This window comes from Microcoleus sp. N9_B4, from assembly GCF_036701635.1.
Classification (GTDB): domain Bacteria; phylum Cyanobacteriota; class Cyanobacteriia; order Cyanobacteriales; family Microcoleaceae; genus Microcoleus.
On the sequence record NZ_JAUBRC010000031.1, the window covers coordinates 66,222 to 91,720 of the forward strand.

General features: G+C 46.5%; 31 protein-coding genes, 1 tRNA gene and 1 pseudogene. 20 read left to right on the forward strand and 13 right to left on the reverse strand.

Features of this window, described 5'->3' with window-relative positions; genetic code table 11:
• Nucleotides 1-38: 38 nt before the first annotated feature.
• Nucleotides 39-179, forward strand: a complete 141-nt coding sequence (locus tag QUA43_RS20290; protein ID WP_333376095.1) for a hypothetical protein — start codon at nt 39-41, stop codon at nt 177-179.
• 1 nt (nt 180) lies between these two features.
• Here QUA43_RS20290 and QUA43_RS20295 read toward each other — a convergent pair whose 3' ends face one another.
• The 3 genes from QUA43_RS20295 to QUA43_RS20305 all read right to left on the reverse strand — a co-directional run bounded on the left by QUA43_RS20295 (nt 181) and on the right by QUA43_RS20305 (nt 1,484).
• Nucleotides 181-480: a hypothetical protein gene (locus QUA43_RS20295; protein ID WP_333376096.1), complete on the reverse strand. Its 300-nt coding sequence runs from the start codon at nt 478-480 to the stop codon at nt 181-183.
• Nucleotides 477-665 (reverse strand): hypothetical protein, encoded by a 189-nt coding sequence (locus QUA43_RS20300; protein ID WP_333376097.1) that lies wholly within the window; start codon nt 663-665, stop codon nt 477-479. Before QUA43_RS20300 ends, QUA43_RS20295 begins: the two co-directional genes overlap by 4 nt.
• A 90-nt stretch (nt 666-755) precedes the next feature.
• The gene (locus QUA43_RS20305; RefSeq protein WP_333376098.1) at nt 756-1,484 is read right to left on the reverse strand and encodes an AIM24 family protein; all 729 of its coding nucleotides are present in this window, start codon (nt 1,482-1,484) and stop codon (nt 756-758) included.
• A gap of 180 nt (nt 1,485-1,664) precedes the next feature.
• Here QUA43_RS20305 and QUA43_RS20310 point away from each other — a divergent pair, with 180 nt between their 5' ends.
• Nucleotides 1,665-3,161, forward strand: coding sequence for a glycosyl hydrolase family 57 (locus tag QUA43_RS20310; RefSeq protein ID WP_333376099.1), 1,497 nt, complete (start codon nt 1,665-1,667; stop codon nt 3,159-3,161).
• 143 nt (nt 3,162-3,304) lie between these two features.
• Here the strand turns inward: QUA43_RS20310 and QUA43_RS20315 are convergent, their stop codons facing one another.
• Both QUA43_RS20315 and QUA43_RS20320 read right to left on the reverse strand, forming a co-directional pair.
• Nucleotides 3,305-3,604 carry a hypothetical protein gene (locus QUA43_RS20315; protein ID WP_333081447.1) on the reverse strand — a complete coding sequence of 100 codons (300 nt, stop codon included), beginning with the start codon at nt 3,602-3,604 and terminating at the stop codon, nt 3,305-3,307.
• A gap of 49 nt (nt 3,605-3,653) precedes the next feature.
• Nucleotides 3,654-4,265 carry a DNA-3-methyladenine glycosylase gene (locus QUA43_RS20320; RefSeq protein ID WP_333376100.1) on the reverse strand — a complete coding sequence of 204 codons (612 nt, stop codon included), beginning with the start codon at nt 4,263-4,265 and terminating at the stop codon, nt 3,654-3,656.
• 20 nt (nt 4,266-4,285) lie between these two features.
• Here QUA43_RS20320 and QUA43_RS20325 point away from each other — a divergent pair, with 20 nt between their 5' ends.
• Entirely contained in the window at nt 4,286-4,408 is a 123-nt protein-coding gene (locus tag QUA43_RS20325) for a hypothetical protein (RefSeq protein WP_006633228.1), read from the forward strand.
• Between the two features lie 99 nt (nt 4,409-4,507).
• Here the strand turns inward: QUA43_RS20325 and QUA43_RS20330 are convergent, their stop codons facing one another.
• The gene (locus tag QUA43_RS20330; RefSeq protein ID WP_333376101.1) at nt 4,508-5,026 is read right to left on the reverse strand and encodes a pentapeptide repeat-containing protein; all 519 of its coding nucleotides are present in this window, start codon (nt 5,024-5,026) and stop codon (nt 4,508-4,510) included.
• A 36-nt stretch (nt 5,027-5,062) separates the two neighbouring features.
• Nucleotides 5,063-5,254: a hypothetical protein gene (locus tag QUA43_RS20335; RefSeq protein ID WP_333376102.1), complete on the reverse strand. Its 192-nt coding sequence runs from the start codon at nt 5,252-5,254 to the stop codon at nt 5,063-5,065.
• Between the two features lie 284 nt (nt 5,255-5,538).
• Between QUA43_RS20335 and QUA43_RS20340 the strand changes: the two genes are divergently transcribed.
• Together QUA43_RS20340 and QUA43_RS20345 are read left to right on the forward strand one after the other, a co-directional pair.
• A complete protein-coding gene (locus QUA43_RS20340; protein WP_333376103.1) occupies nt 5,539-6,042 on the forward strand; it encodes a hypothetical protein in 504 nt (167 codons plus the stop codon).
• Between the two features lie 108 nt (nt 6,043-6,150).
• Nucleotides 6,151-6,531, forward strand: coding sequence for a translation initiation factor (locus QUA43_RS20345; protein ID WP_333376104.1), 381 nt, complete (start codon nt 6,151-6,153; stop codon nt 6,529-6,531).
• Nucleotides 6,532-6,688: 157 nt separating this feature from the next.
• Here QUA43_RS20345 and QUA43_RS20350 read toward each other — a convergent pair.
• Together QUA43_RS20350 and QUA43_RS20355 are read right to left on the reverse strand one after the other, a co-directional pair.
• Nucleotides 6,689-6,773, reverse strand: a tRNA-Ser gene (locus QUA43_RS20350).
• Between the two features lie 34 nt (nt 6,774-6,807).
• The gene (locus QUA43_RS20355; RefSeq protein WP_333376105.1) at nt 6,808-7,725 is read right to left on the reverse strand and encodes a TIGR04168 family protein; all 918 of its coding nucleotides are present in this window, start codon (nt 7,723-7,725) and stop codon (nt 6,808-6,810) included.
• 211 nt (nt 7,726-7,936) lie between these two features.
• On the opposite strand from QUA43_RS20355, the gene nadA reads away from it, so the two are divergent.
• The 8 genes from nadA (at nt 7,937) to QUA43_RS20395 (ending at nt 14,339) form a co-directional block, all read left to right on the forward strand.
• Nucleotides 7,937-8,905: a quinolinate synthase NadA gene (nadA, locus tag QUA43_RS20360; RefSeq protein WP_333376106.1), complete on the forward strand. Its 969-nt coding sequence runs from the start codon at nt 7,937-7,939 to the stop codon at nt 8,903-8,905.
• Between the two features lie 204 nt (nt 8,906-9,109).
• Entirely contained in the window at nt 9,110-9,727 is a 618-nt protein-coding gene (locus tag QUA43_RS20365; RefSeq protein ID WP_333376107.1) for a TIGR04282 family arsenosugar biosynthesis glycosyltransferase, read from the forward strand.
• A 422-nt stretch (nt 9,728-10,149) separates the two neighbouring features.
• The gene (locus tag QUA43_RS20370) at nt 10,150-10,866 is read left to right on the forward strand and encodes a TIGR04283 family arsenosugar biosynthesis glycosyltransferase (RefSeq protein ID WP_333376108.1); all 717 of its coding nucleotides are present in this window, start codon (nt 10,150-10,152) and stop codon (nt 10,864-10,866) included.
• A 113-nt stretch (nt 10,867-10,979) separates the two neighbouring features.
• A complete protein-coding gene (locus tag QUA43_RS20375; RefSeq protein WP_333376109.1) occupies nt 10,980-11,486 on the forward strand; it encodes a photosystem I reaction center protein subunit XI in 507 nt (168 codons plus the stop codon).
• Between the two features lie 57 nt (nt 11,487-11,543).
• A complete protein-coding gene (locus QUA43_RS20380) occupies nt 11,544-11,660 on the forward strand; it encodes a photosystem I reaction center subunit VIII (RefSeq protein WP_015174678.1) in 117 nt (38 codons plus the stop codon).
• 338 nt (nt 11,661-11,998) lie between these two features.
• Nucleotides 11,999-12,553 carry a hypothetical protein gene (locus QUA43_RS20385; RefSeq protein ID WP_333376121.1) on the forward strand — a complete coding sequence of 185 codons (555 nt, stop codon included), beginning with the start codon at nt 11,999-12,001 and terminating at the stop codon, nt 12,551-12,553.
• A gap of 138 nt (nt 12,554-12,691) precedes the next feature.
• On the forward strand, nt 12,692-13,579 hold the full coding sequence (locus QUA43_RS20390) for a hypothetical protein (protein WP_333376110.1): 888 nt from the start codon (nt 12,692-12,694) through the stop codon (nt 13,577-13,579).
• Between the two features lie 187 nt (nt 13,580-13,766).
• Nucleotides 13,767-14,339 carry a DUF2996 domain-containing protein gene (locus QUA43_RS20395; RefSeq protein ID WP_333376111.1) on the forward strand — a complete coding sequence of 191 codons (573 nt, stop codon included), beginning with the start codon at nt 13,767-13,769 and terminating at the stop codon, nt 14,337-14,339.
• Between the two features lie 173 nt (nt 14,340-14,512).
• Here the strand turns inward: QUA43_RS20395 and QUA43_RS20400 are convergent, their stop codons facing one another.
• Together QUA43_RS20400 and QUA43_RS20405 are read right to left on the reverse strand one after the other, a co-directional pair.
• Nucleotides 14,513-15,334: an alpha/beta fold hydrolase gene (locus QUA43_RS20400; protein WP_333376112.1), complete on the reverse strand. Its 822-nt coding sequence runs from the start codon at nt 15,332-15,334 to the stop codon at nt 14,513-14,515.
• 169 nt (nt 15,335-15,503) lie between these two features.
• A complete protein-coding gene (locus QUA43_RS20405; protein ID WP_333376113.1) occupies nt 15,504-16,229 on the reverse strand; it encodes a lysophospholipid acyltransferase family protein in 726 nt (241 codons plus the stop codon).
• 418 nt (nt 16,230-16,647) lie between these two features.
• On the opposite strand from QUA43_RS20405, the gene QUA43_RS20410 reads away from it, so the two are divergent.
• The 5 genes from QUA43_RS20410 to QUA43_RS20430 all read left to right on the forward strand — a co-directional run bounded on the left by QUA43_RS20410 (nt 16,648) and on the right by QUA43_RS20430 (nt 19,801).
• Nucleotides 16,648-16,962, forward strand: a complete 315-nt coding sequence (locus QUA43_RS20410) for a hypothetical protein (RefSeq protein ID WP_333376114.1) — start codon at nt 16,648-16,650, stop codon at nt 16,960-16,962.
• A 134-nt stretch (nt 16,963-17,096) separates the two neighbouring features.
• The gene (locus QUA43_RS20415) at nt 17,097-18,824 is read left to right on the forward strand and encodes a succinate dehydrogenase/fumarate reductase flavoprotein subunit (protein ID WP_333376115.1); all 1,728 of its coding nucleotides are present in this window, start codon (nt 17,097-17,099) and stop codon (nt 18,822-18,824) included.
• Between the two features lie 14 nt (nt 18,825-18,838).
• Nucleotides 18,839-19,075: a hypothetical protein gene (locus tag QUA43_RS20420; RefSeq protein WP_333376116.1), complete on the forward strand. Its 237-nt coding sequence runs from the start codon at nt 18,839-18,841 to the stop codon at nt 19,073-19,075.
• A 220-nt stretch (nt 19,076-19,295) separates the two neighbouring features.
• Complete coding sequence (locus tag QUA43_RS20425; protein WP_333205606.1) at nt 19,296-19,520, forward strand: hypothetical protein; 225 nt, start codon at nt 19,296-19,298, stop codon at nt 19,518-19,520.
• Nucleotides 19,520-19,801: a type II toxin-antitoxin system RelE/ParE family toxin gene (locus tag QUA43_RS20430; RefSeq protein ID WP_172191064.1), complete on the forward strand. Its 282-nt coding sequence runs from the start codon at nt 19,520-19,522 to the stop codon at nt 19,799-19,801. The genes QUA43_RS20425 and QUA43_RS20430 overlap by 1 nt, the downstream gene beginning before the upstream one ends.
• Before the next feature lie 37 nt (nt 19,802-19,838).
• On the opposite strand, the gene QUA43_RS20435 is transcribed toward QUA43_RS20430, so the two are convergent.
• Nucleotides 19,839-20,729, reverse strand: coding sequence for a Uma2 family endonuclease (locus QUA43_RS20435; protein ID WP_333376117.1), 891 nt, complete (start codon nt 20,727-20,729; stop codon nt 19,839-19,841).
• Nucleotides 20,730-20,986: 257 nt separating this feature from the next.
• A complete protein-coding gene (locus QUA43_RS20440; protein WP_333376118.1) occupies nt 20,987-21,895 on the reverse strand; it encodes a tetratricopeptide repeat protein in 909 nt (302 codons plus the stop codon).
• A 581-nt stretch (nt 21,896-22,476) separates the two neighbouring features.
• Here QUA43_RS20440 and QUA43_RS20445 point away from each other — a divergent pair.
• Nucleotides 22,477-23,724 carry a hypothetical protein gene (locus QUA43_RS20445; protein ID WP_333376119.1) on the forward strand — a complete coding sequence of 416 codons (1,248 nt, stop codon included), beginning with the start codon at nt 22,477-22,479 and terminating at the stop codon, nt 23,722-23,724.
• Between the two features lie 646 nt (nt 23,725-24,370).
• Nucleotides 24,371-25,416 (forward strand): annotated as a pseudogene (locus QUA43_RS20450) (ISKra4 family transposase); the annotation flags it as partial.
• Nucleotides 25,417-25,499 lie beyond the last annotated feature (83 nt).

The following is a 25,499-nucleotide window of genomic DNA, read 5'->3' on the forward strand; positions in this document are numbered from 1 at the left end:
ATGAATCAAAAAAATATTTTCTTAACTTGACAAAGTATATGATTTCTCAGCAAATAAGCAAGTCGGTCATTGGGAATAAAAGGGCGATCGGGCTCCCAGAAGCCGAATTTGCGGCGGTTGCGATCGGCGATATCGTTTCGGCATTGCTGCAACTCGATCGCAAATTCCGCAAAACATAACTCATCTTCTCGCATTTGTCAACTCAATCTTTTGAGTCAAATCGCCATTTGTCTCGTCTAGTTCCGAATAGCGATCGAATAACTCACTCAAAGCTTCTTCTCCAACAATTTCTCCATTACTGACAAACTTCTCTACCTCCACCGAACCATCACTCAAAAATTCAATTTCCCACCGTTCCCCAGGTACAGCTACAATTACCATCATAGCTTCATCGCGATGATGCGCTAAACTGTAATCGATCGCCTGTTTTTCCAATTTCTGCAAAAATAATATTAGTTGGTCAAATCCATTATTTTTCATCTATCAAATCTCCGATCGCTCAACAATTTGCGAACCATCCTAAAGCCGGGGATATTTTCTTCAGCACCTCTTTCTATTTGCTCCCATATCATTTCGCTAAATTCTTCCCAACTTGGCGAAGTTGCCGGAAGCTGTGCTTGTTTTATACTACCTTTTTTACCTTTGAGAATCTCAGACACTTTCATGCCTGCAAATTTGTGTGCGATGTTTCTTCCTCCTTATCTTACATAAATCCCACTCATAATTCTCATAGCGCTAGACAAAAATGCAACAACTTATCCCAAACCCATAGCATCATTTTCACATACTAATAATTTACCTTTCCCCTGATAAAACCAAACATAACCCTCCCCACCGCCTTTGCCAAAATGACCTAATTTTCGATAATCTTCTTCAATCCCCTTGGTAAATCCTTTCACCAAATCGCAATCAGCTATCAAAGTTTCACCTTGTTTGAGTTCGACAACCTTAGCAGGTGAACTTGTAGCAGCTACAACAGTAGCTTTTTGCTCGCGCAAAGCTGTAACAGCAATTCTCCACCTACCATCATTAGAAGCAGCCACTTGTCGGAATTTCAGTTTTTTAGCACCGATAACTACATTGTCCGAACAAAACTGAAATACACCGTCATCAAATTCCCACTGCTCCGCATCCGAAAGGTCGATCGGCGTATAATGCAGGAAATTCCCTTTTTGTCTCGGTTCCAGTTTCACCGTACCAGTCCCTTGATATACGGGAGCGTTGTAGTCCATTTCCGTTGTCAAAGATACCCACATATCTTTCAAACGGTTATCCGTTTTATAAACACCGGAAGTCAATTTCCCCATACACCAATGCAGCGCACCTTTTTGAATTATCACTCCCGAATTGTTTAAGTTAATTTCTACTTGCTGAACGAGGGGAATATTCTTAGTGGGATGGTAAAACTTATTGGTTTCAGGATTGATATTATTTTGGATGTACCACAAATCTGTTGGTTCCAAAACCTTGATTTCGTATTTCATAATTAACCTCGCATATTTACGTGAAATGTGTTAAACATTTTACCCAAGATTAGGAGCTGCCGTGTTCCCGGACATACCTTGTGAAATTTATCTTTTGCAGACATCCTCTGCTACTGTTAAAGTATCTAGCTATCTTAGCAATAGCAGACAGCGCCCCTCCACAATTGTTGAGAAAAATTTATGCCTGTGATCGCACAATCTCCCAATTTACCCATTTTACAAGAAATCAACTCAGGATTACCCAATATTTGCGGCTCCGAAGCGGAAATCAGTGCCGCAGCCAACAGCAACGAACCAATCTTTCTACCTACCACAAATCTGCGCCTGGAAAACATTCAAGCCGGATTTGCCTGCGCTCTGCATATGCACCAACCGACAATTCCTGCCGGTGCAAACGGCGAACTGATCTGCAATCTCCAGCATATGTTTGAACATCCCAACCAAGGAGACAATCACAACGCCGGAGTGTTTGCTTGGTGCTATTCCCGCATGGGAGAATTCATTCCCCAACTAATTGCTGAAGGTTGCAACCCGCGAATTATGCTCGACTATTCGGGCAATTTATTGTGGGGATTGCGCCAAATGGGACGCGATGATATCTTTGATAATCTCAAGCGGATTACCTGCGATTCTCAATATCAACCTCACGTAGAATGGCTGGGCACAATGTGGAGTCACGCCGTCATTCCCTCAACTCCCATCCCCGACATCAAACTCCAAATTCAAGCATGGCAACATCATTTTGCAGCCATTTTTGGCTTGGATGCCCTCAAGCGCGTCAAAGGTTTTTCGCCCCCAGAAATGCACTTTCCCAATCACCCAGATACACTTTACGAATACATCAAAGCTTTGAAAGAATGCGGGTATCGCTGGCTGATGGTGCAGGAACATTCTGTAGAAAATCCCGACGGTTCGGGATTGTCGCAAGACCAAAAATATATTCCCAACCGTTTGGTTGCCCGCAATTCTCACGGCGAAACAATCAGCATTACGGCTTTGATTAAAACCCAAGGTTCTGATACGAAATTGGTTGGACAAATGCAGCCTTATTACGAAGCCAAAGGACGCAATAAACAGCAAATTGGCAATGTCACAGTTCCTTCTTTAGTCACTCAGATTGCCGACGGCGAAAATGGCGGCGTGATGATGAATGAATTCCCCAGCGCTTTTGTCAAAGCTTGGCACGAAAACCGCGAACAAGGCGGCGGAAAATCCGGTGTTGTCGGTTTAAACGGTACTGAATATTTGGAGATAATTGAAGCGGCGGGCGTTAATCCTGATGATTATCCTGTTTGTCAGGGGATTAACCAGCACAAAATCTGGCAGCTAGTCGATCCAGATAGTGCGACGCCGGAAAAAGTGGAAAGTGCGATCGCCCAACTCAAGCAAACCGACCATAATTTTCACATGGATGGTGCTTCTTGGACGAACGATTTGAGTTGGGTGAAAGGCTACGAAAATGTCTTGGAACCGATGAATCTACTCAGCGCGGCATTTCACAAAAAATACGATCCGCTGGTGCAGCAAGATCCCGCCGTTACTAAGCAGTTTGAATACCAGCAAGCTTTGCTTTACAATTTGTTGGTGCAAACAAGCTGTTTCCGCTATTGGGGACAGGGAACTTGGACTGATTACGCGCGCGAACTTTACAACCGCGGCGCTGCTTTAATGAAGTAGCAGAATTTATTGTAGGGTGCCCCGGAAACAAACTGTTTGAGCCTCCTCAAATATCAGCGCTGAGGCATCCTACATCTAGAAAACTTTATTGATAAGGAGAGGACTAAAGTCCTCACTACAAACACGGACTTACCAATTACTGTCTACATTTCCTGCATCAGCCGCAAATAATTCTGCCGCATTTGCGTCATATTTTCCATCATTCTATTAGCCATATCTTTCTCAACATCGCTCATTTGCTGCCAAAATAAAGCAGATCGCCTCGCCATAATTGCCTCTTCCCACAGCATCTCCAAAAGTTGCGCCGCCATTGGGTTTTCAGCATCGATAATCCCGCACAATTGCTCGAAGGCCCGGTTGGCTTCGTTGTGAGTGCTAACATCCTGAACCAGGGTTAGGCATTTTTTGAGTTGTACGATCGGATTTTCAGAAGAGTAAGCCATAATTTCACTAAGATAAGCGACAAAATTTACACTGATACCTTTGACATTACTAGAGTTGTGACACAGCCTTAGAGTTCCCTACATACCAGCGCCAAGGCAAATCAATTCCTTGAGAAATCCCGATCCGCGTAGTTTGCACAAAATTTATTGTACCCTCCTGCACAGCTTGCTGAAAGTTCTCGCTCCGGTGTTCCAACCGCAGCGGTTGGTCTGCACCCAAGGGAGAACCGCTTAAAGTTCGATCAATCTGCAGTACCTTACACAGTTTCCCAGGCCCGGCGGCGAGGCGCGATCGCTTCTTCTCGGGAATTCCAGCGAACCCCTTGGGAACCACATCTACCTGCAAAGCTCGAATCAGCACACCACTAGCAACTCCCTCTGCATCCGTCACCACATTAAAACAGTGATACATCCCGTAAATTAGGTAAATGTAGCTCCTACCCGCAGGCCCGAACATCACCTCACTGCGAGGAGTGCGCTGTCGGTAAGCGTGACAAGCGGGGTCTCCTGGGCCGTAAGCTTCGGTTTCGACAATAATTCCTCGAATCGTCTCGCCGTCAGGAAACTGCCGCACCAGCGAGCATCCCAGCAAATCTGGCGCTACGCTGGTAGATGGCCGCGCCAGCCAAAAAGATTCTACAATCTGAGTATTTGCACTCACTCAACAACAGCAGGTAAATTATGGACGTTAAGTTAGTTTTAGCAGTCTTGACAGCAGTTTTCACGGTTTGCTGTCTGTTCTTCGGTACAAAAAACGGATTCTACGATACTGACAAGTATCACGGTAACGGTTCTGCTCACTAATTTTAGGCGATTGTTAGTTGCTTAAAAAAACCGCGGCCTGTCAGTCAGGCGGCGGTTTTATTTCGATTTAATCGATTTAAACAGTATTTGCGGGTTTTACTAAGGATGAATTGTGCCATCTGGCATTTTAGCTCCTTGCAAGCTCGCATTCGAGAAGTCAGCGCATCCCATCAGGTTGAAACGCATTGTCGCTCCTCGATCTGTTGCTTTCATATTGAAACCAACTACTGCATTTTCTGGGTTATTCTTTTCGGGGACGGCACTCACTTTAAAATCCATATTAGCTCCTTCTTCATTCGCATCAAAGTTGAAAATGATGCCAGCACAGCCCAAATCAGCTCCCGTCAGGTTGGCTCTATTTAAGTTTGCATTTTTGAGGTTGGAATTGGTCAACTTTGCTCCTGATAAGTTAGCACCTTCTAGGTTAGCTCCCTGCAAGTTGACTCGTTGCAAGTCTAATCCTTTTAAGTTAGCATTGCTGAAATTGCATTCGGGACACTGTTTGGTTTGCAGCAATTTGTTGACTTGGTTTTGTTGATTTGAAAAAGTTAGATACTTGGCCACACTAAATACAACTGCGAGGGACAATCCAGCAGTAAATAAATTCTTTAATTTCATAAATATCCGAAAAGCTTCGGGGGCTTTCTATCGCGGTTAATAGATTTCTACAATAGTGCGATCGACCTCTCCAGAATTCCCCAAAAAAAAGCAGTCATCTCTGACAAGCAGTCCCGCGCAATTAAACACCGCCAGACTTATACATTCCGCCTCTTTTCCCTCGCCAGTGCTGCTTTGAGCTTCGCACTCGTCCCGTCCGTCTGCTTCACTTTGCTTTGACCAGTCCACAAACGGAATTTATTTTTACCCGAAGGCGCGCATTTGCATATACCTGTGGACTGAAATAAAAGAAACTTTATGTATATCGCTGGAATGAGTAAATCATCGAGAGATTACAGCATGATTAAATAGAAACGCAATACCGTACCTGCGCTGTTAATAAATTCTCAGCAAATACTTTTGTCAAAATTGCTTTGACAAATTAATTTACTCTAAAAACTGTTGGCAGCAGCTCAGGTTCCTCAACCTCGCCAGAACACAACTACCTATAATCCCGACAATTCGGAGCGGCAATGAACACAATCAAACCCGAACCAAAAAGATCGCGCTTCATGGCTCTGCTGCTGACAACGCTGCTGACATTTCCCTTTGTGACTGCTTGCGGTTCTAGCCAGCAAAGTTCCGTTCCCCCGCCTCCTGTTGACGATACTCGCGCTGGAGGAGTGCAAACTAATCGTGGCTCCACTCCTTCGCCACAAGCGAAAAAAGGACTGAGCAATGCTCAAAAAGTAGGGATTACTTTAGCAGGAGCCGCCGCCCTTTACTACATCTACAATCAGCACAAAAATAAACAAGAAAAGGGGCCGCAGGGAAAACATTACCTTTCCAAAAACGGTCGCGTTTACTACCGCGATGCCCAGAATCGCGCTCACTGGGTAACGCCCCCGCCTGGAGGAATTAAAGTTCCGGAGTCCGAGGCAGTGCGTTACCGCGAATTCCAGGGGTACAACAACCAAAATACCGGTCGAGACCTTACTACCTTGCCGGAAGCTACAAGTCCTGTTCCGGCACAGTAGTCTAAGCATTTGAGATTTTAGATTGCAGGTTCCCTAATTTTCAATTAAATCTGGGATTCCCAATCTAAAACAGTAGTTTTTCAACACATAAAAAAGAGGAACTTTATCATGGTAGATGGATTTTTGCGGAAGTTAAAAGATGCGATCGTCGGGCCAGACAGCGAGCAAGTCGATCCTGACGGCAATTACGAAGATCCCTCAAATCCCGGACAGTACGGCAACGTGACTCCCGCCAGCCAAGACCCCTACGGCGACCCGGCTGACTACGGAGAGTACGGCAACGTGACTCCAGCCAGCCAAGACCCCTACGGCGACCCGGCTGACTACGCCGGTACCGACTACGGACAGTTCGGCAACGTGACTCCGGCCAGCGAAGACCCCTACGGCGACCCCGCAGACTATGTAGCGGATGCTGGAATGTTCGGCAATGTGAGCCCGGCCAGCGAAGACCCCTACGGCGACCCGGCGGATGAGGAAGGGTTTAGTTAACTCAGTTGGCTAGAAAAATTACCTGGTAAGCAACAGCACCCCTACGGGGGTGTTTTTTTGTTGCGAAATACCAAGAGTCAGCCAAAGATGAGCGGAAAAGGGAACTCTTGAGGGGATAGAGAATCTGAAACCCTTAACGGACAAGAGAATTGTTAAACGGAGAGGGTGGGATTTGAACCCACGGAACCTTGCGGTTCACCTGATTTCAAGTCAGGCGCATTCGACCACTCTGCCACCTCTCCTGGCGCATAAATTTTATCATACCAGCAATTGTCTCTAACTACAAATAGCCGCAGATTCAGTGCGCCGATAAAGAATTTGTTCTCTTTCTACCGCGAAATCTTCGCCTACCCATACCAGAGACACTTCCGACACTGCTCCATTTTCCAGCAGGACGATCGAGAAATTCCGCAATTTCGAGCACTCTCTCTCCACAATGCGCGGTACGCTGGCCGCATTCAAATAAACTGTACCCTCCGCACTCACCTCCAGCGACTTCCGCAACTCGTGCTTCGTGTGCCGCAGTTTGTGGTGCATATGACCAAAAGTTACCAGCGGTATGTGCTTCCCAGAACTCCGAGTTCGATCGATCGCCTCCGCAAAATCCGGGTCGCCCCAATCCCCTCCCAACGGCTTCCAATCTCGCCCGCAGGGGTCTTCAGGAGCCTCTCCTAACCCCGTCGGGCCCGTGTGACCCAAAAAAATCACATTTTCGCAATCGGCATCCGCTGCCGCCCCTGCAATCCGCCGCGCCGACTCTTCAAAACTTTCTACCCCAAACCATTCCGAGTAAAAATCCCCGTACTTCCACTCCGATCCCCCCCAAGTAAACGGGCGGCTTCCCACCACAGTTACGCCCAATTCGGGAAAATCCCTTTTCCCGTAACCGACGTGAGCTTCTCCCATTAAATCTATCTGCTGTTTCACCCAATTTTCTTGAGTGCGATCGTAAGGGCACTGACTTCGGCCCCACTCTGTCGCGGTGTACCAAGCGTCGTGGTTCCCAAAAACCGCTGCTTTCGGAATGTCCAATTGGGCGATCGCCCGCACCACCTCCACCGACTCATTGCCAAAATCCCCCACAAACAGCACCAAATCAACGCCCAGATGCTTCAGGGCCTCGCCGTCTTCAGGTTCCCAGCGATCGTGAACGTCCCCCACCACCGCAATTTTGATAGATTTAGCTTTATTCATGTGATTTGTCATGTGCGATCGATCCCTAGCCCCTTCTTACTCAGCATAAGAAACAGCGACCAATTTTTGCACTCTCCCCCAGCCTATTTTAGAGTTGAGATTTTAGATTTTAGATTGGCTCCACTGAACAGCCAGCACTTTTTGGTGAATTCAACTATAATTCAAAATATATTTTAGCTGTCTTCCCCACCTTCCCCGGAATATTCTAACTGTGTTTACCACCGCACCTGCTCCGAACTTTACACAAACCCGACTGCCCGACGACTTGTTTGCAGCAATTAACGCCCTCAAACAAGAGTTAAACGCCGTCATTCTCGCCCACTATTACCAAGACTCCGAGATTCAAGACATCGCAGACTTCATTGGCGACTCCCTAGAACTTGCCCGCAAAGCCGCCAACACCAGCGCCGATGTCATAGTTTTTGCCGGAGTTCATTTCATGGCAGAAACCGCAAAAATTCTCAATCCCGACAAATTAGTATTGTTGCCAGACTTAAATGCTGGGTGTTCCCTCGCCGACAGTTGCCCTCCCGAAGCCTTTGCAGCTTTCAAAGCCGATCGACCAGGACATTTGGTAATTTCCTACATTAATTGTACCGCCGCCATTAAGGCAATGAGCGATATAATTTGCACCAGTTCTAACGCGGTTAAAATTGTCAACCAAATTCCTGAAAATCAGCCGATAATTTTTGGGCCCGATCGCAATCTCGGCCGCTACGTCATGGAACAAACAGGCAGAAACATGGAGATTTGGCAAGGAGCTTGCATCGTCCACGAAAACTTCTCAGAAAAAAAGATAGTTCAACTCAAAATCGAGAATCCCGAAGCCGAAATAATTGCCCACCCCGAATGCGAACCTCCCGTGCTGCGCCACGCTAATTACATAGGCTCTACCACTGCTTTGCTCAAATATTCTCAAGCTAGTTCCAGCCAAGCTTTTATTGTCGCGACTGAACCGGGAATCATTCACCAAATGCAAAAGCAAGCTCCGCACAAACGCTTTATTCCCGCTCCTCCCAACAATAATAGTTGTGCTTGCAACGAATGCCCGCACATGAGATTAAATACCTTGGAAAAATTGTATCTAGCTATGAAAAATAAAACGCCTGAAATTACCATGCCCCTAGATATTCAACTAGCAGCTTTGCAGCCCATCCAACGAATGCTAGAAATGAGCTAACAGTTGACAGTTGTCAGTTGTCAGTTGACAGTTGACAGTTGACAGTATTTTAGGATGGGTTAAATCCACAGATTAAATTAGTAATCAGGGACGCGAAAAACCCGGTTTCTCCGAAAAATTGTGCTCGCCACAGAAACCGGGTTTTTAGCCCCGCGTGCGTCTAGAACTGCATTAGGTCATTTCTTTAAAAATTATGGACAATCGATGATTTTAGAAAAACTGATTGTTTTCACCCGCTATCCCGAACCGGGAACGACCAAAACTCGACTAATTCCGGTGCTGGGAAAAGCAGGTGCTGCCAACCTTCACCGCTTGATGGCTCAACGAACGATCGCCTGCGCTCTCTCTCTCCAAAAATCCCGCCGATTATCAGTAGAAATTCACCGAGCCGGCGGCAGCCAACAACTGATGCAAGAGTGGTTGGGAAGTGATATTTTTTGTGAAAATCAAATAGACGGTGATTTGGGCGCAAAAATGACAGCAGCGTTTCAAAAGTCTTTTAATTCAGGGGTTGAAAAAACTGCAATTATCGGCACTGATTGTCCTGGTTTGAAAGCAGAAATCATGGCACAAGCTTTTGAGGAACTGAGCCAGCATGATTTAGTCTTGGGCCCGGCAAAAGACGGAGGTTATTATCTGATCGGGCTGCGGCGAGCGATACCGGAATTATTCGGTGGCATTCACTGGGGAACCAGTCAAGTATTTGCTTGTACGCGGGCGATCGCTCAAAAGCTCGATCTCAATATTGCTTATCTTCCCACTCTTACAGATATTGATCGACCCGAAGACCTCCTGGGTTTAGATATTAATATGTTGAAATAACTAAAGTATATTTAAGCTTTCTAATTTATTAGAGATTGTCATATATTTTTAATAAAAATCCTTGATTGTAAAACCGGAATGTCATAATATAGTAATTGTATTTGTCTAACCAAATGCTGAATCTCAGTAGCAGTTAGACAGCGCTTGGGACAATAGTCCCAGGCGCGAGAAAAAACCAAAAATTAGCAACTAAATTAGCAACTAACAGATCAGCTTTGTAGGAAAGCCGCCCTGCCAGATGAAAGCCCACTGTAGGCGCGCTCCCGGCGTAAGAAATGAGCAACTAACAGATAAGCTTTGTACAAAACTGGCCCTCCCTGGTTAAGTCCCAATGTAGGGCCTATCCCGCGTAAAAAATGAGTTCGCATAACAGATAAACTTTGTACAAAACCCGCTCTCTCTCACGGGCTGCTTAATTCTGTATGTCGCCAGAAAATCCCAATCTCAAAATTTCCATTATCATTCCAGTCTTAAACGAAGCACCTACAATTGCCCCAGTCATCTCCACCGCGCTTCAGGCCCAAAATGTCGAAATAATTGTCGCCGACGGCGGCAGCAGCGACGGTACTACAGATATAGCAAAATCTTTGGGCGTCCGAGTTATCTCCACCGCCCCAGGCCGCGCAGCCCAAATGAATGTGGGTGCCGCCGCCGCTACTGGAGAGATATTGCTGTTTCTCCACGCCGACACTCTTTTGCCTAGCAGCTACGACGATAGCGCGCGTCGGGTACTAGCTAACCCCTGTACGGTAGCGGGGGCCTTTGAACTCAAGATTGATGCCCCCAGACTCAGCCTCCGGTTGGTAGAAACAGGAGTAAACTGGCGATCGAACTTTCTGCAAATGCCCTACGGCGATCAAGCCATTTTCCTCAAAGCAGCTACCTTTGACAAAATCGGCGGTTTTCCCGACTTACCCCTCATGGAAGACTTTGAATTCGTGCGCCGGTTGAAAAAACAAGGCCGCATCGAAATAGTACCCCAGCCAGTGCTGACCTCCGCCCGTCGCTGGCAGCAGCTTGGGGTCATCAAAACCACTGCCATTAATCAAATAGTAATCATCGCTTATTTCCTGGGAGTGTCGCCCGATCGACTCGCTTTCTGGTATAAGAGGCAAAAGAAAAATTCTTCCAAAAACTAAAGAATAGTGAACTTTTCTAAAGCTCGCCCTTAATTATGTAAATAGGAAACACGTCCCTGCGTAAAATATGACTTGAACGCCTCAACTTTTTAAACTGCGAGGACAAACAGAATATGGCCGATCCCAGAGATGCAGAGCTTATTAAACCCTTTAACGGCGACCCCTTCACGGGTCATCTAGCCACCCCCATCAGTGCTTCTGATTTCACAAAAGCATTTATTGGGAACTTGCCCGCCTACCGCAAAGGACTCTCACCCCTAGTTCGAGGTCTAGAAATCGGTTTGGCACATGGTTATTTCCTCGTCGGCCCCGAAATCGTCTTCGGGCCCCTGCGGGATTATCCAGAAGCAGCTAATCTCGGCGGATTAATTACAGCCCTCGTATTAGTTCTGCTTGGCACAGCAGGTATGTCTGCCTACGGTTTGGTCTCTTTCAAGCAAGACAACACCAGCTACCCTAGCGCTAATCCGATGACTCCCGATTCCCTCAGAAATGCTGAAGGCTGGAGCCAGTTTACCGCTGGTTTCTTCATTGGTGGAATGGGTGGTGTCTTTGCTGCCTACTTCTTACTTGAAAACTTGAAGGGCGTCGATGCCATCTTCCGGGGCTTAGTCAACTAGACAGCACTCCAAGATATCTCTGTTGCAACACACTAACTTTAGTTTGGAGAATTTGATATGACAGGTTCCTACGCTGCTTCTTTCTTGCCTTGGATTTTGATTCCGGTTATTACATGGTTAATGCCGGTTGTGGTAATGGGTTTGTTGTTTATCTACATTGAAAGCGACGCCTGATCCTTACCCCTAAAGTAAGACCTAAGTTGGAAAGCCGAAGTAAGACGATTGACGAACAATTGCTCTGACATTTCTAGATCAATCTAGGGAAAATCAGCAAAAATTGTTTTGAGATTGCTGGCTATCAGAAAACTTAGTTTCTTTACCCCCCATCCCCAGAATTTATCTGTGGAGCAATCTTTCAGTTTTCTTCCTTCAAAACTCGTAATTGCAAAAAAATCCTCTGCCTGCAAGCAGAGGATTTTTTTGCAAAGAAGACAAATCATCCGCTCAGAGCACACAAATTGCCAAATTCTAAGCCACAATTGTTATGGAAACCTACTAATGAGGAGACAGCGATGCAATTTTTCCCCGCACGCCGCATCTTAGCTCCATTCCTGATCTCGGTACTGCTGTTGGTGACCGCCTGCGGTCAGACTCAGGCGCCCTCTCGCTGGGACAAAGCTCAGCAGGAAAGCACCCAAAAATCTGGTAAAGCACAGCAGACAACTGCTGATAAATCAAGTGCTAGTAATCAAAACCTGCCCAAAAAGGCAGTTGCAGGTGGCCAATTAAATAAATACTTCCCGTCTTCTGGCGGTGGATTCGATCGCGTCTTCGCTCAAGAAAAATCCGGTTTTGCTGAAGCTAAGCTGAACAAAGGCGGAAAAAATGTCGCGATGCTCTCGATTAACGACATCGCCGGCAACCCCAGCGCAGGTACAAAATTCCAGCAAAGTACCAAGCAAATCAGCGGCTATCCCGCTGTTAATCAGGGTGCTAATATCACCGCTGTTTTAGTGGCAAATCGCTATCAGGTGAAAGTTCAATCCCGCGATCCCTCTTTTACCGCTAGCGATCGCGAAGCTTGGCTGTCAAAATTTAACCTCGGTGGCCTCGCCCGCGTCAAGTAGTAATGTCTCTTGTCACACTCCGCGCCCGACTCCAGTCTGGCGCTATCAAAACAAAGTTTGCCACAAAGAGAGTGTGAAGTTTTTGCCATCTGCCAAAAGTAATACCTTTGATTTTCGTTCTAGCATAAGGAGTTTTTTGTGAGCAAAACAGTCTTTGAATTAGTCGATACACTGCCTAAAGACAACATGACTGTCAAAGCCTTGCGAGCGCTTGACTTTGTGGTTCCCGGCGAGTGGAACAATTTAGTTGGCTTTGAAAATACCATTCGCACCGTTACTGGCGAAACTGACGAAGAACTGATTCAGCAAATTGGCGATCGCGCCATCTACCTCTTCAACGATAAGTCTCAGGGCTATCAACGCGCTCTCTGGCTTTACCAAACTATTGACAGCGCCGACAAGGCTTTGGGCAGTGCCGCCCTCGCTAATAAAGTTGCGGAAAATGTCTCGTTTTTGTCGTTCCTCGGCAATATCACTCCCAAGCCTGAAAAAGCTCAAACGATCGATCTGTCTTTGAAGTTAGTCACTGAGTTGCTCGCTTTTTGCCAAATTAACGGCCTTCCCGGCGACAGCATCGGCGATTTTGCCGCTTCCTTGGGCGACTACGGCGGCGAATCCTTGATGCGGATGGCTGCTTTGGTTTGTTTTGACGGTTTGATTCCTTTGGGGCCAGACTTTATCATGGCAACTCAGTCTTGGATTCAGAGGCTCTCCCCCAGCGATTTGCAAGAGAATCAGGCATTTAAGTCGATCGGCGACATGATTCCTGGGGGATCTCCCGCAGGCCAACTCGGCTTTATCGGCGAAAGCTTTAACTCGGTTTCTGGCTGGATGAGCTCTTTTGTGAGCGATCGAGGTTTGACTCCCCAAAACGTACTCGGCCACTTGCAGAGTTTTGTGGAAATTTCTGCTGACAAGGTGGACTACGTGGGCGCATTCCTCGATATGACTACCAACTACTACGAACACACTGGTGTTCAAACTCTCGCCCGCCGTTTGATTGAACGAGCTGTCGCTGAGATTTAGAATAACCAAAGGAGTTGTGATGTTTGTGAGCGATCGTCCTCTGAGAGTGTTTTGAGTTCAAATTTTTTGGAAGGAGCAATTCTCTCTCGGTTGGTTTGCGATCAAAAGTGTGGGCGATCAAAAAAGTCGATCGCCCGCTAGCTCAACTCACAACTCCTAGCCGATTACTATTTAACAGGAAGCGTTAATGTCAGAAGAACCGAAAAATCCTACCGCTGGCGAATCCGAAACTCCCAGTGCTTCGATCGAGAACGCTCCGAGTTCCGACACACCCGAGACAACCGACATTCCCAGCACTGACAAGCCTCAGCCGACTGCTAAAAAGCCTGCAGCCAAGGCCGAAGGCGACAAGCCCCCAGCTAAAGCGAAGAAGGAAAAAGCACCTGCTGTTGAAGACAAGCCCTTTGCGGAATTTATTCAACAAGATTATTTGCCCGCTTTGCAAACTGCTTTGACTAAGCAGGGCGTTAAGGATTTAGAGGTGAGTTTGGCAAAGCAAAAACTCCCAGTTGCGGGCATGAGTTCCGCCGGGGATTGCTGGCAGGTAATTGGGAAATTCCAAGAAGGTCAGCGCCAATTTAACCTATATTTTCCTCAAGAAAATATTCAAAGTCAAAGGGCGTTTTCCTGCGCTGAAAATAATACCAAAACAAGCACTTTAGAGCCTTTTTTGATAGATGAGCGCAAGGTAACACTAGACCTCATGGTGTTTGGCGTCGTCCAACGGCTTAACGCTCAAAAATGGCTAAATCTTAATTAGTCAGTAGTCATTAGTTATTAGTCCTTAGTCATTAGTTACTTGTCTTCCGGCACTTACTAATGAGTGTCAGGGCGGGTGAATTTGAATATAAACTTTACCCCTAGCCCAATCTCTAATTTTGCCCCGACTGACTCAGAAGTGAGAAGTCATAGCTAATGACTAATGACTATTGATTAATGACTAATGACTAATGACAGATTTTCTTCGGATTTTGTCAAAAAATTGCGAGCTTGCATAATCCCATAAAGGTTAACATCTGTTTCTAACAAACAAGCATGACCGCTGTTAGCCAGTAGCACCATTTCAGCTTTGGGAATTACCTTGACTAAAAGCTTCGCTTCTACTAAAGAAGGCAGCAGCCGATCGGCACCGCTAGCAATTACTAGCGTCGGCTGTGTGATGCCACGCAACTGATTTTCGTCAACATTAAACGATCGCACTAACGCCAATCTCCACACAGACGTGTTTTGCGGTACTGCTTGCATCGCTTCTAGCAAAGCGCGGCGATCGTCGCGCCCAATCTTTCCTAATGATGCTAATATCGGCAATAAACCGATTACCGACAGCGGATAAAGGTTGGCGGGCAGCCACTGAGTCAGATACGAGCCCCACTGCACCCAAGGCTGCTGTCGAAATGAAGAAGCTGGATTGACTAATATTAATCGATCGCACAATCTAGGAGCTTCTAAAACAGTTTTCATCGCTAAACAGCCCCCAAATGACTCGCCGCACAGATAAACCGGTCGATTCGGCTTTCCGGCTTGCTTTTCTGCTTCAATTAAGGCAATTGTTTCGCTAACCAGTACCTCCCAACTAGCCATGTCGTCAGCCGGTACAGTTAAGCAGCGAATGTCGAAATGATTTGCTAATTTAGAAATTTGTGGCCGCAGCAGCAAACCACTGCCATCCATACCGGGCAGAAATACAAATAAAGGGCGATCTGGTTTCGGCGGTTTGGGGGTTAGGAAACGAACCTTGTTGTTAGCATTTGCCATGATTCAAGTCAATCGATTTTAGATTTTAGATTTTAGATTTTAGATTGGATATCTGACACCAGCCAACAGTCAACAGTCAACAGCCAATAGTCAACAGTCAACAGTCAACAGCTAACAGTCAACAGCCAATAGTCAACAGTCAACAGTCAACAGTCAACAGTCAACAAACTTACAAACAACGTCGTTTGAGTAATTCTGCAATTTCTCCCTGACAGTGGTCTGTGAGTTCAGCAACAACTGCTTTGGCTTTTTTGCCTCGATATTGCTGCTGTCTCTCGACAGTAATCCAGTAAGGCCGGCCGATTAAAACATTAACTCGCTGATAAATTATCACAGGATGCCACCCAGATCGATCGAACAGCGGTTCCGAAGGATCGAACAAACTCAACAACTTGAGCGGTACAGCCGATCGTACTGAGTGTTCCTCAAAAGAACTAATCGCCACCGGCAAAACAGCCAAATCCCGCACCGGCGCCCGCAAAGCCAAATGAGCAAATCCCCGCTGAAACTTCCCCACAGTATTCGGCCCAGTCAGCTTCACCATCGGTTCTGCACCCTCTGGAAACACCCCCACCATCTCCCCGCCTTGCAGCAGCGCTGTCGCTTGAGAGAAAAAATGCTGCTGTCGGTGCTCCGGTGCTTCCAAAGGGAAAGCGCCGAAAGTCGTGACTACTTCCCTCATCACCGGAACTTGACCCATGTAATGATGACAAGCAAAGCGGATCGATCGACCCAAAGCCGCCGTCAGCAGCACAGGATCTAAGAAACTGCGGTGATTGCTCACCACCAGCACCGGACTCTCTTGGGGAATCCGGTCTTCCCGGAACACAAACGTCTGCGTTCCCAAACCAGCCAGGAAACAGCGCGAAATCAGCAATTTGCTCTCTGAAGACATGGGCGAAAAGACAGGTGCGACGCTATAAAGGTTGATTCCATTCCCACGCAGCTTAACATTACTTTACCAAGTCAGGGCTCTCTCAAAAAGTAGACTTTCCCCTTATCCCTTGGTTTGGTAATCCTGGACGCACGGCAGGCCATCACCTTGGTTGTTTCGCCCGTTTACTTCTAGTCAGCCGGCCAAAACCGTAAAAAACCCGGTGTCTAGGCCTCGGAGGGCGTCAGCCAAGTGTTGCGACAGAATTTCCCAGTCAGAAGCCAAAATTTATTAAGTGCTGTGGCAACTTATATAAAGAATGTTTAAAACAACCCCAAAACCAAGTTGCGACAGCTAAACTTAGAAATTTACAGTGGGCATTGACGCACTGTCAAAGTATTTTTGGACAAGTCGTAATAGCAATCTCGCGAGGCATCAAATGAATAACATCCAAAACTATCGCCTTAAATGTACCCTCACCTTTGGCGACATTTACGGTCAAATCATTGTTTGGCTGATAGTCATCTTCCTAAGTCTAGCGTCGGCACTCGCCTTGTGGAGTAGCGCCCGCCAAATCTACGCCTTGGCTACCGTCGGCTTGATTTTAGTGCTGTCTCTGCCCTTCTTGCTGTTTGCTTTCGTTACAACTCTGCTAAATAACATTGAAGTGCTTGCCGTAGAACCCGGTACGGAAACTCAACCTTCTGCAACGGGAAATCAGTCCAATCAGCAGCCTGTCGAAAGCGCCGGCTAGTCCAATTTGAGATTTTAACTTAACTTTTGATTTTCCATTCAAATCAAAAGTTAAAAAACTTCCCGCTCTTTTGGTAGGAAGTTTTTTTTTGCGTCACCATAAGTTGAGCACAACACTCAAAATAATTAAAAAAAATGCTAGAACACGACGTAATCATTGTAGGCGGCGGTTTAGCAGGTTGCCGCGCTGCAGTAGAAATTGCCCGGACTGACCCCAGTTTAAAGGTAGCTGTCGTCGCCAAAACTCACCCGATTCGATCGCACTCCATCGCAGCCCAAGGTGGCATGGCCTCCAGCCTCCAAAATGTCGATACCGAAGACAGTTGGAAAGCCCACGCCTTCGACACAGTAAAAGGTTCAGACTATTTAGCCGACCAAGACGCGGTAGAAATCCTCACCCGCGAAGCACCCGGTGTAGTCATAGATTTAGAACACATGGGAGTCCTCTTTTCCCGCCTCCCAGACGGCAGAATTGCCCAGCGCGCTTTTGGCGGACATTCCCACCGCCGCACCTGCTACGCCGCCGACAAAACCGGTCACGCCATCCTCCACGAATTAGTCAACAATCTGCGCCGCTGCGGAGTTCACATCTATCAGGAGTGGTATGTTACGCGCCTGATTTTGGAAGAAGGCCAAGCCAAGGGCGTAGTTATGTACAGCCTGCTAGACGGTCAAATTGAGGTCGTGCGCGCTAAGGCGGTGATGTTTGCTACGGGGGGTTACGGCCGAGTTTACAATACCACGTCGAACGATTACGCCTCGACGGGAGACGGTTTGGCGATGACGGCTTTAGCTGGATTGCCGCTGGAAGATATGGAATTCGTACAGTTTCACCCGACTGGTTTGTATCCCGTGGGAGTGCTGATTTCGGAGGCTGTGCGGGGCGAAGGCGCTTATTTGATTAATTCAGAGGGCGATCGATTTATGGCGAATTATGCGCCGTCGCGGATGGAATTAGCGCCCAGAGATATCACCTCGCGGTCAATTTCCATAGAAATTCGCGCTGGCCGAGGAATTAATGTTGATGGTAGTGCCGGCGGCCCCTTTATCTATCTGGATTTACGGCACATGGGACGCGAAAAAATTATGAGCAAAATTCCTTTTGCTTGGGAAGAAGCCCACCGTTTGTTAGGAATTGATGCGGTAAATCAGCCGATGCCCGTGCGCCCTACCGTTCACTATTCAATGGGGGGAATTCCTACTAATGTTAGCGGGCAAGTTCGCAGCAGTCCTGACAGTTTAGTAGACGGTTTCTTTGCAGCCGGCGAAGCAGCTTGCGTGTCTGTTCACGGCGCCAACCGTTTGGGCAGCAATTCGCTATTGGAATGCGTAGTTTACGGCAAAGTTACGGGCGCAACCATAGCACAATTCGTACAAAATCGCAAGTTGCCGACAGTAGACGAACAGCGTTATATTACGGAAGCAAAAGAGCAAATTCAGGCACTTTTAGAGCGTCCAGGAAAATACCGCATCAATCAAATCCGGCAGCAGTATCAAGATACTATGACTGAGTATTGTGGCGTATTTCGTAGCGCCGAATTGATGCAGGAAGGTTTAAAGAAATTGGAGGATTTAGAGCGACAATATGAGGAGGTTTACTTAGACGATAAAGGTAAGTTGTGGAATACGGAAATTGTGGAAGCTTTGGAGTTGCGGAGTTTGATAATTGTCGGGAAAATGATTTTAACTTCTGCTTTGAACCGGCAGGAAAGTCGGGGAGCTCATTCGCGGGAAGATTTTACTGAGCGCGATGACGGCAATTTCTTGAAGCATACAATGGCGTATTATTCGCCTGCGGGGATTGATTTGGCTTATATGCCGGTGGCGATTACCATGTTCGAGCCGCAGGAAAGGAAGTATTAATTTGTAGGTGGGCGATGCCCACCTTACTAATTAAACAGCAAAAAAAGGGGATAAAGAAAACAATGCGCGAACTTCCCGAACAAGAATTTAAGAACGAAGAAGCCAAACGAACTTTAACAAGCGAGCAGCTAGCGGCTTTGATCGTTGATGCACTCATTGATGCAGGCATTATCGATAAACAAAGGGTTCCAGAAGCCATCGAAATCGCTGCTGAAGAAATCGAGGTTCGTAAAGCTCTAGGTGACTACTGAGTGAGCTCGCCTTGTAGATTGCTTTAGGATGCACGGGTGAGAAGCGATTGTAGAAGATGCAAATGTGGTATTAATTTGTAGGGCGGGCCGTTCACACCTAATTTGTTCATTTTGAAAGTCGTCTCAGGATTTCTCCACATCACAACTAAAAAATGCTAGCTTAGGATAAGTCTTGCTAAAATAAATACAAAATATCGTGATTATAAGTAGACAATAATATATGACTAAAACGACACAGACATCTCAATTCCAGCAAGCTCTTGAAGCTGTAGAAGTTTTATCATTAGAAGATCAAGCCCTGCTTCTAGATATTCTTCAGAATCGTTTGCGACAACAGCGACGAAATGAATTACTCAAGGAAGTGGCAGAAGTTCGTCAAGAGTATGCTGAGGGCAATGTTAAATTTGGGTCGGTAGCCGATTTTATGGCGGAGTTGGATGATTGATGAAAATTGGTTGGACTCCCAAATCTATTCGTACTTTCAAAAAGTTAGTTCGTAAAAATCCTCAGCTTCGCCTTTTAATTGAAGCTACGCTTGAACTTTTGTCTGAAGACTGCTTTAACCCCAGCTTGCGAACTCACAAACTGACAGGAGATTTATCGGGTATCTGGTCGTGTTCAATAGATTATGATTATCGGATTTTATTTGAGTTTGTGACCGATCCCGAAGATGAGGAGGAAGCTATTTTATTGCTCAAAATGGGTTCTCATGATGAAGTCTATTAAGACCGATCGCCCTTTTCCCCAATTCTCTCTCACTATCTCACTCTCCAGCATTATCCGTCACTTCCTCCACAGATAAACTTAACGCCTCCGCCACTTGTTCCGCACTCAAACCCATTCCCAACAACCGGGGAATTGCATCCCTTCTTGCCTGAAATTCAGCTTGTCGTGACTGTTCTGCACTCTCGGCTCGCAACCTTTCTTGTTCGGCTCTTTCCCGCTGTTGCTCTCCTCGCAATCTCTCTAATTCTGCTCTTTCATCGCCAATCAACAGCAAATTACCTTCCTCGTCCCACCAGCGCAGCCAAAGCATAGTTTGATTTTGATAACTGCCTTGCCAAAGTCCCAATTCTATGCCTAAAGATGCAATGGGAAAATGGCCGCGTTGATTGAGTTCTAACAGTTGATAATACCCCTCCATCAACCGATAAACTTCTAATCGACCGCTGTTAATTTCATAGATGCCGTAATAGGGAATTCGCATCACCTGTTCGTACACCCAAAACTTGCCCGGTTTCGTTATTACCCCTTCATCAGTGCGAGATAAAGGAGTGCGATCGCGCTCTTCATCACCGTTCCCACTCGCAAATTCCAAAGCAATTAACGGTGCTATGTGTTCCCGCCACAGCACGTAGGAACGGCGAATTTGACCGTCTAAATTAGGAGGTACATTGGGAACATAAAACCAATCTGGAGCTTCTGCACCTTTTTCCGGAGGCTCGGTTTCTCGCCAGTAAATGCCGCAGTCTTGACCGATCGCATATTGTCCGTCAGGATGGCGCTGCTGCAAAATTTCCCCGATCGAATCAGTTAAAATTAAACTTTGCGGATGCTCCTGAAAATTTTTCACAAAAGTACCGTCTGACTCTGGTAATTGAGTGTGGTCTGGAAAAGCAGGAGGTAGAACAACGCGGTCAACGCTTTGGGTCATAATTCCCTCCGAGGTCTTACCTAATTGGTAATTAGTAATTGGTAGTCGGTAACAGGACGCTGGGCGCGAGGACTTAGAAACCCGGTTTCGACCTGTATCTGTCGTCGTCCAACTAAGATTTATCGTAGAAACCGGGTTCCTTTTCCTAAGTTCTGCGTAATGAAGAAGAAAGCGAATAGTTTTGATTTTAAACGATTAAGTTTTTAACTTCAAACTCTTTCACTGACAACTCAAAACTTTTTTACTTAAAACTTTCCTTAAGGTTTCGGTAGCGCACCTTCAGGACTAGGAGAAGCAGCCGGTTCCGGAGTCGTCGTAGCCGCAGGAGATGGCGAAGGAGTGCCACTAGCTAACTGATTAATTTGGTCTTTATAGTTAGGAGGAGCTAACTCAGTAGCTCGATCGAACAGCGTTTTTGCCTCATCTGTTTTGCCCTGTTCCTTCAGCACGATCGCCTTTCCTAAAGTCGGGCGAAAATCTTTTGGATTAGCCTTAGCAGATTCGTCATAAATCGCGATCGCCTCCTCGTAGCGCTTCTGCACAGCATAAACCTGTCCCAAAATCAACTGCACTGAAGTTACATCAACACTTTCGGGTTTCGCCAGATTTGCAGCCGGAGCCGCCTTCAGCGTATCTTGCAGCAGTCCGATCGCAGCTTCCGGCCGCTGCTGCACCAGCAGCAAATTCACCAACCCCTGCAAAGCCTTAATTTCCCCAGGCCTAGACGCTAAAATTGACCTGTAAGCCTGAGCAGCCCCTTCGCGATCGCCCGTGCGTTCCTTAGCCTGAGCCAGCAAAATCCCGTATTCAGTAGTCTCTGGATTCAGCGAAGCCAACTTTTCCAAAGGAGCGATCGCATCCTTAATGTCGCCCACTCCTTGCCCAATCAACTCCAGCCGCACCTGCAACAATCCCCGCAAAGCCGTTACGTTGTCAGGTTCCCGCTGCAAAACCAATTCGTATCCCCTAGCCTGAGCTTGCAGCAACTCTGATTGCTTCTCCCCAGACTGCGCCGTCTGAGTAGGTGTTGGAGTCGATCGACTTTGCGCTTGGCTGGCCTGGAGAATACTGTTTAAAATTGGCACAAGGGAAAATCCCAAAAAAGCGATGAGCGACAGCACCACCACCACAGTAATCAACCCACGACGCTTGTTTGCTTTTTCCATAATTCAACTATCCCAGCTTAAAATCTACTATTTTCTAAGAATTCAGGCATTGCCGGGGGCATCTGCCATTTAACTAGATCCATGCAACCATAAAAGTTCTTAACTTCAAAGTCCGAACGGACAAAGCAGCCTTTTACTTGCAGCTAATATGGTAACAGACCCATAACTCCATGCTAGCTAAACAATTTTGGACACTGGGACCCGCAGCCCCAAGGACTGTGGTGTCTGTCCAATTTAGTCTGGTCAAGCTAAAAATTACCGAAAATATGGCGGATCAGGCCGTTAGGTAATTGGATTAAGTAAAATAGGCAAGCTGAATATCCTAAATGCTATTAGCCAGCAACTCCAGCTCAGCGCGATCGGCGATCGATCGGTCAGCAACTCCCAAAGTCCTTGCTCGCAAGGATTTTAGCAGCCAGCGAACCGATCGGCACTCGTAGCGTTGAAACTTGGCGTTGACGGGTCACAACCAGACCTCCGGGCGCAAGCCCGCCTGTCAGGTGCTAGTAGTTTTTAAAGCAGTTTCTTCAGTTTATTCCTAATTTCCCTTAAGGGATGTGTCTCCGCTGCAAGGAGTTTTTATGAACCCCTCTCCCAACCGGTCTTCCAAATCGTCCAAATCTACTTCAACTCGCAAGGATCAGCCGAGCGAACTGGCCGTCAATCCGCCTAAAGATACAGATTCCATTCCTGAGACACCAGACGAAAGTTCGGTGCCTTCGGCGTTGGCTGCACCTGTTGACCAAAATCAAGCGGCAACGCCAACCGACGCCCCAGCGTCCAAGGATAGGCTGCAACGACCACGCTACAGTTCTGCCCTCGACAAGGACAAAACAAAGCCACAAGACCAGCCCAGCAATGCTCCTGCACCCCAGGCGCCTGCTGCGTCTTCGACACCTGTCAGCGATACTCCAGCCCTAGCAGTCGCACCGCCGGCAAACGCCGAGCCTGCCCCTAACGAAAGTCAGGCCGCTGAGGACGTACCCTCCGTCATGCGCCAACATCCCATTCCCCCCCCCAGCGAACCCAGACAGTACCGAGCTGTTGGTTTGGTGCGGGGCCGCTACACGCCATCAGAAGAGCAATTCACCCGGGGTATGCTGATAGCTGCCGACGGAACTGCCATCGACGCAGTTTTGCTGGGTAGAGTCATGAGTTTAGTCAAAAATCACCTGGAGCTGGAACAAGAACACTTGTGGGTGGTCTATCCCCGCACCAGGCAAGAAGACGGCAACTTGCACGCCCAGATTATGGGGGTTTGGGAGCCGGAAACGCTCAAGAAACCTCCCGAACCGTCCTCTGATGAGGAAAATCAGGAAGCAGCGGAGATTGAGGCTAGCGGCGAAGCATCGACCGCATCTTTGCCTCCCTCGGAACCTGATGTTGAAGATGGCTATTTTTCGATTAGAGGTGAGGTGATTTATCAATCCCAAGACCAAGAAAAGTATGTCATCGTCAAAATCAAGCAAGCTCCCCGCAAGAATGACGACAAGATGAAGTTTTTTAAGTTGAAACTCAAGGGAGATTTAGGAACAAAAGCGATCGGGTTTTTTTGGGATTTCCACGTCAAATTGAAAGCTGACAGTCTGATGATTGAGCAGGCTAATAATATTGGTGCCCTGCCGATTAAAAAGCGGAAATTCCCCCCTGGCAGCAAGCCGCCCGGTGGCTTCAAGGGAGGAGGGAAGCGTCCGTTTACTCCTAGGCCCAGCGGTGACGGTGCTCCTGTAGGGCGTCCTACCATCAAGTCCTCAGCAGCAGCACCACCGCCTGTCCCGAAGGAACCTCTCCCTAAGCCGGTTAAGAAGCCTAAGCCGATCGAGGAATAAAAAATAGTGAAAGTAAAAATGCAAGATTAAAGGTTAAAAAAACTTTTAATCTTGCATTTTTACCAACAAGAAAATTGGGTCTAAAGCCCCGTCCTTATAGGACGGCTTTAATTTCCACAAAGCGTGAATAATTGTTAAAAATATAGATTTTGCAGGCAAAACCTTTGGCAAAAGTGATAGACTATTCGCATGAGTGCGATTCGTTTAGCCGAAACCTGAAAGGGGGGATGGCTAGCAGCGATAGGGTAAGCCCATCAGAGTTAGAGTTCGCACTTTAATCCCCTATTGCCGACAACTTATTATCCATGCAGGTGAGAAAACCTAGTCGAGTATCTAGCTAAGACAACTAGGGGAAAACAGGAAAGATGAAGGTGCCAGCCAACATCATAACTAAAATCCAAAATAAATCAAGTCCTGACATCATGGTGCGTGATTGAAAGCACACAGAGAACCAGATATGAACTTGGTTTCCCCGGGAGCATCCCGATTTTGTAAATTTCCCAATAAATGATATGATTTTACATTTTTTAAACCAACGGCTTCCCCAAAAACTGCTATGGAAGCAACTACTAATTTTTTCTATGATTTAAGCGCTGTCTTCAGCAAAAACCACGTACAATAAAGTAAATTGTTCTGGAGCCTTATGATGAAACCTGAAGAGCGCGAACGGTTAAAAGCCTGTCATGATGAAATCGCCCAAATTTTATACCGAAACAGTCCCCCGGAATCTTTAGAGGACTTAGAGAGCATTGAACAGCACCTTAGACAACAATGGTTAGAGGTCATGGGACCCGATATTGCTTTTTTTTTATCAAAGCAGCAACCGGGACAGAAAAAGGACGAGAAAGGACCATAAATAGCTGTATCGGCCCCCGAAAAATTACGGAAGACCAAGCGAAAAAATTAAAGGTTAAAAAATCGACAAGGCTCTCTCCATTATTGGAAAAATCCTCTTTGAGAATGGCGGCGGTTTTGTCTTTTGAAAAAGCGGCAATTGAAGTGGGAGTTCAGACGGGTATTAAGATAGGTCATTCAGCTTTACACAGGTTAGTAACCCAGAAAGAGTGGAACGAAACAATCGCCGAATTATCAATAAAAGAAACTAGCGTTGATGGAGGTAAAGTCCGTGTTAGAGGTCAACAGGGAGAAGGGTCTCAATGGCTTGATTATAAAGCCGTCAGGCTTCATTCCAGTTTTTATGCTGCATATTTTCAAGAGAATGAAAGCTTAATTAATTTTGTAAATAATCAGCCTTTAAGTCCCCTCTTAACCTGTTTGGGAGATGGACATGATGGAATTTGGAATTTAATTAATAAATTTAATCCCCAAGGCAGAAGGAGAGAAATCTTAGACTGGTTCCATTTAATGGAAAACTTGCACAAAGTAGGAGGGTCCAATAAACGACTGGAACAAGCTAGAAAATTGTTGTGGGAGGGTCAGGTAAATGAGACAATTAAGCTATTTGAATCCAACCGTCATCGCCAAGCTGCTAATTTTTGTAACTACCTAACTAAACATCGTCATCGAATCGTAAATTATCAACTTTTATCCGAGGAGAATATTTGTTCGATTGGGTCAGGGGCCGTTGAATCAACAGTCAAACAGATTGATAGGCGATTAAAAATTTCGGGGGCTCAATGGTCGTTAAAAAATATTAGTCAAATGCTTAAGCTGAGGTGTACTTACTTAAATGAATTAGGGTGCATCTCACTTTTGCGAATATGTCAAAAAAGGGTTAAAATGAAAAAGCTAGTAAAATCGTTAAATAAAAATGA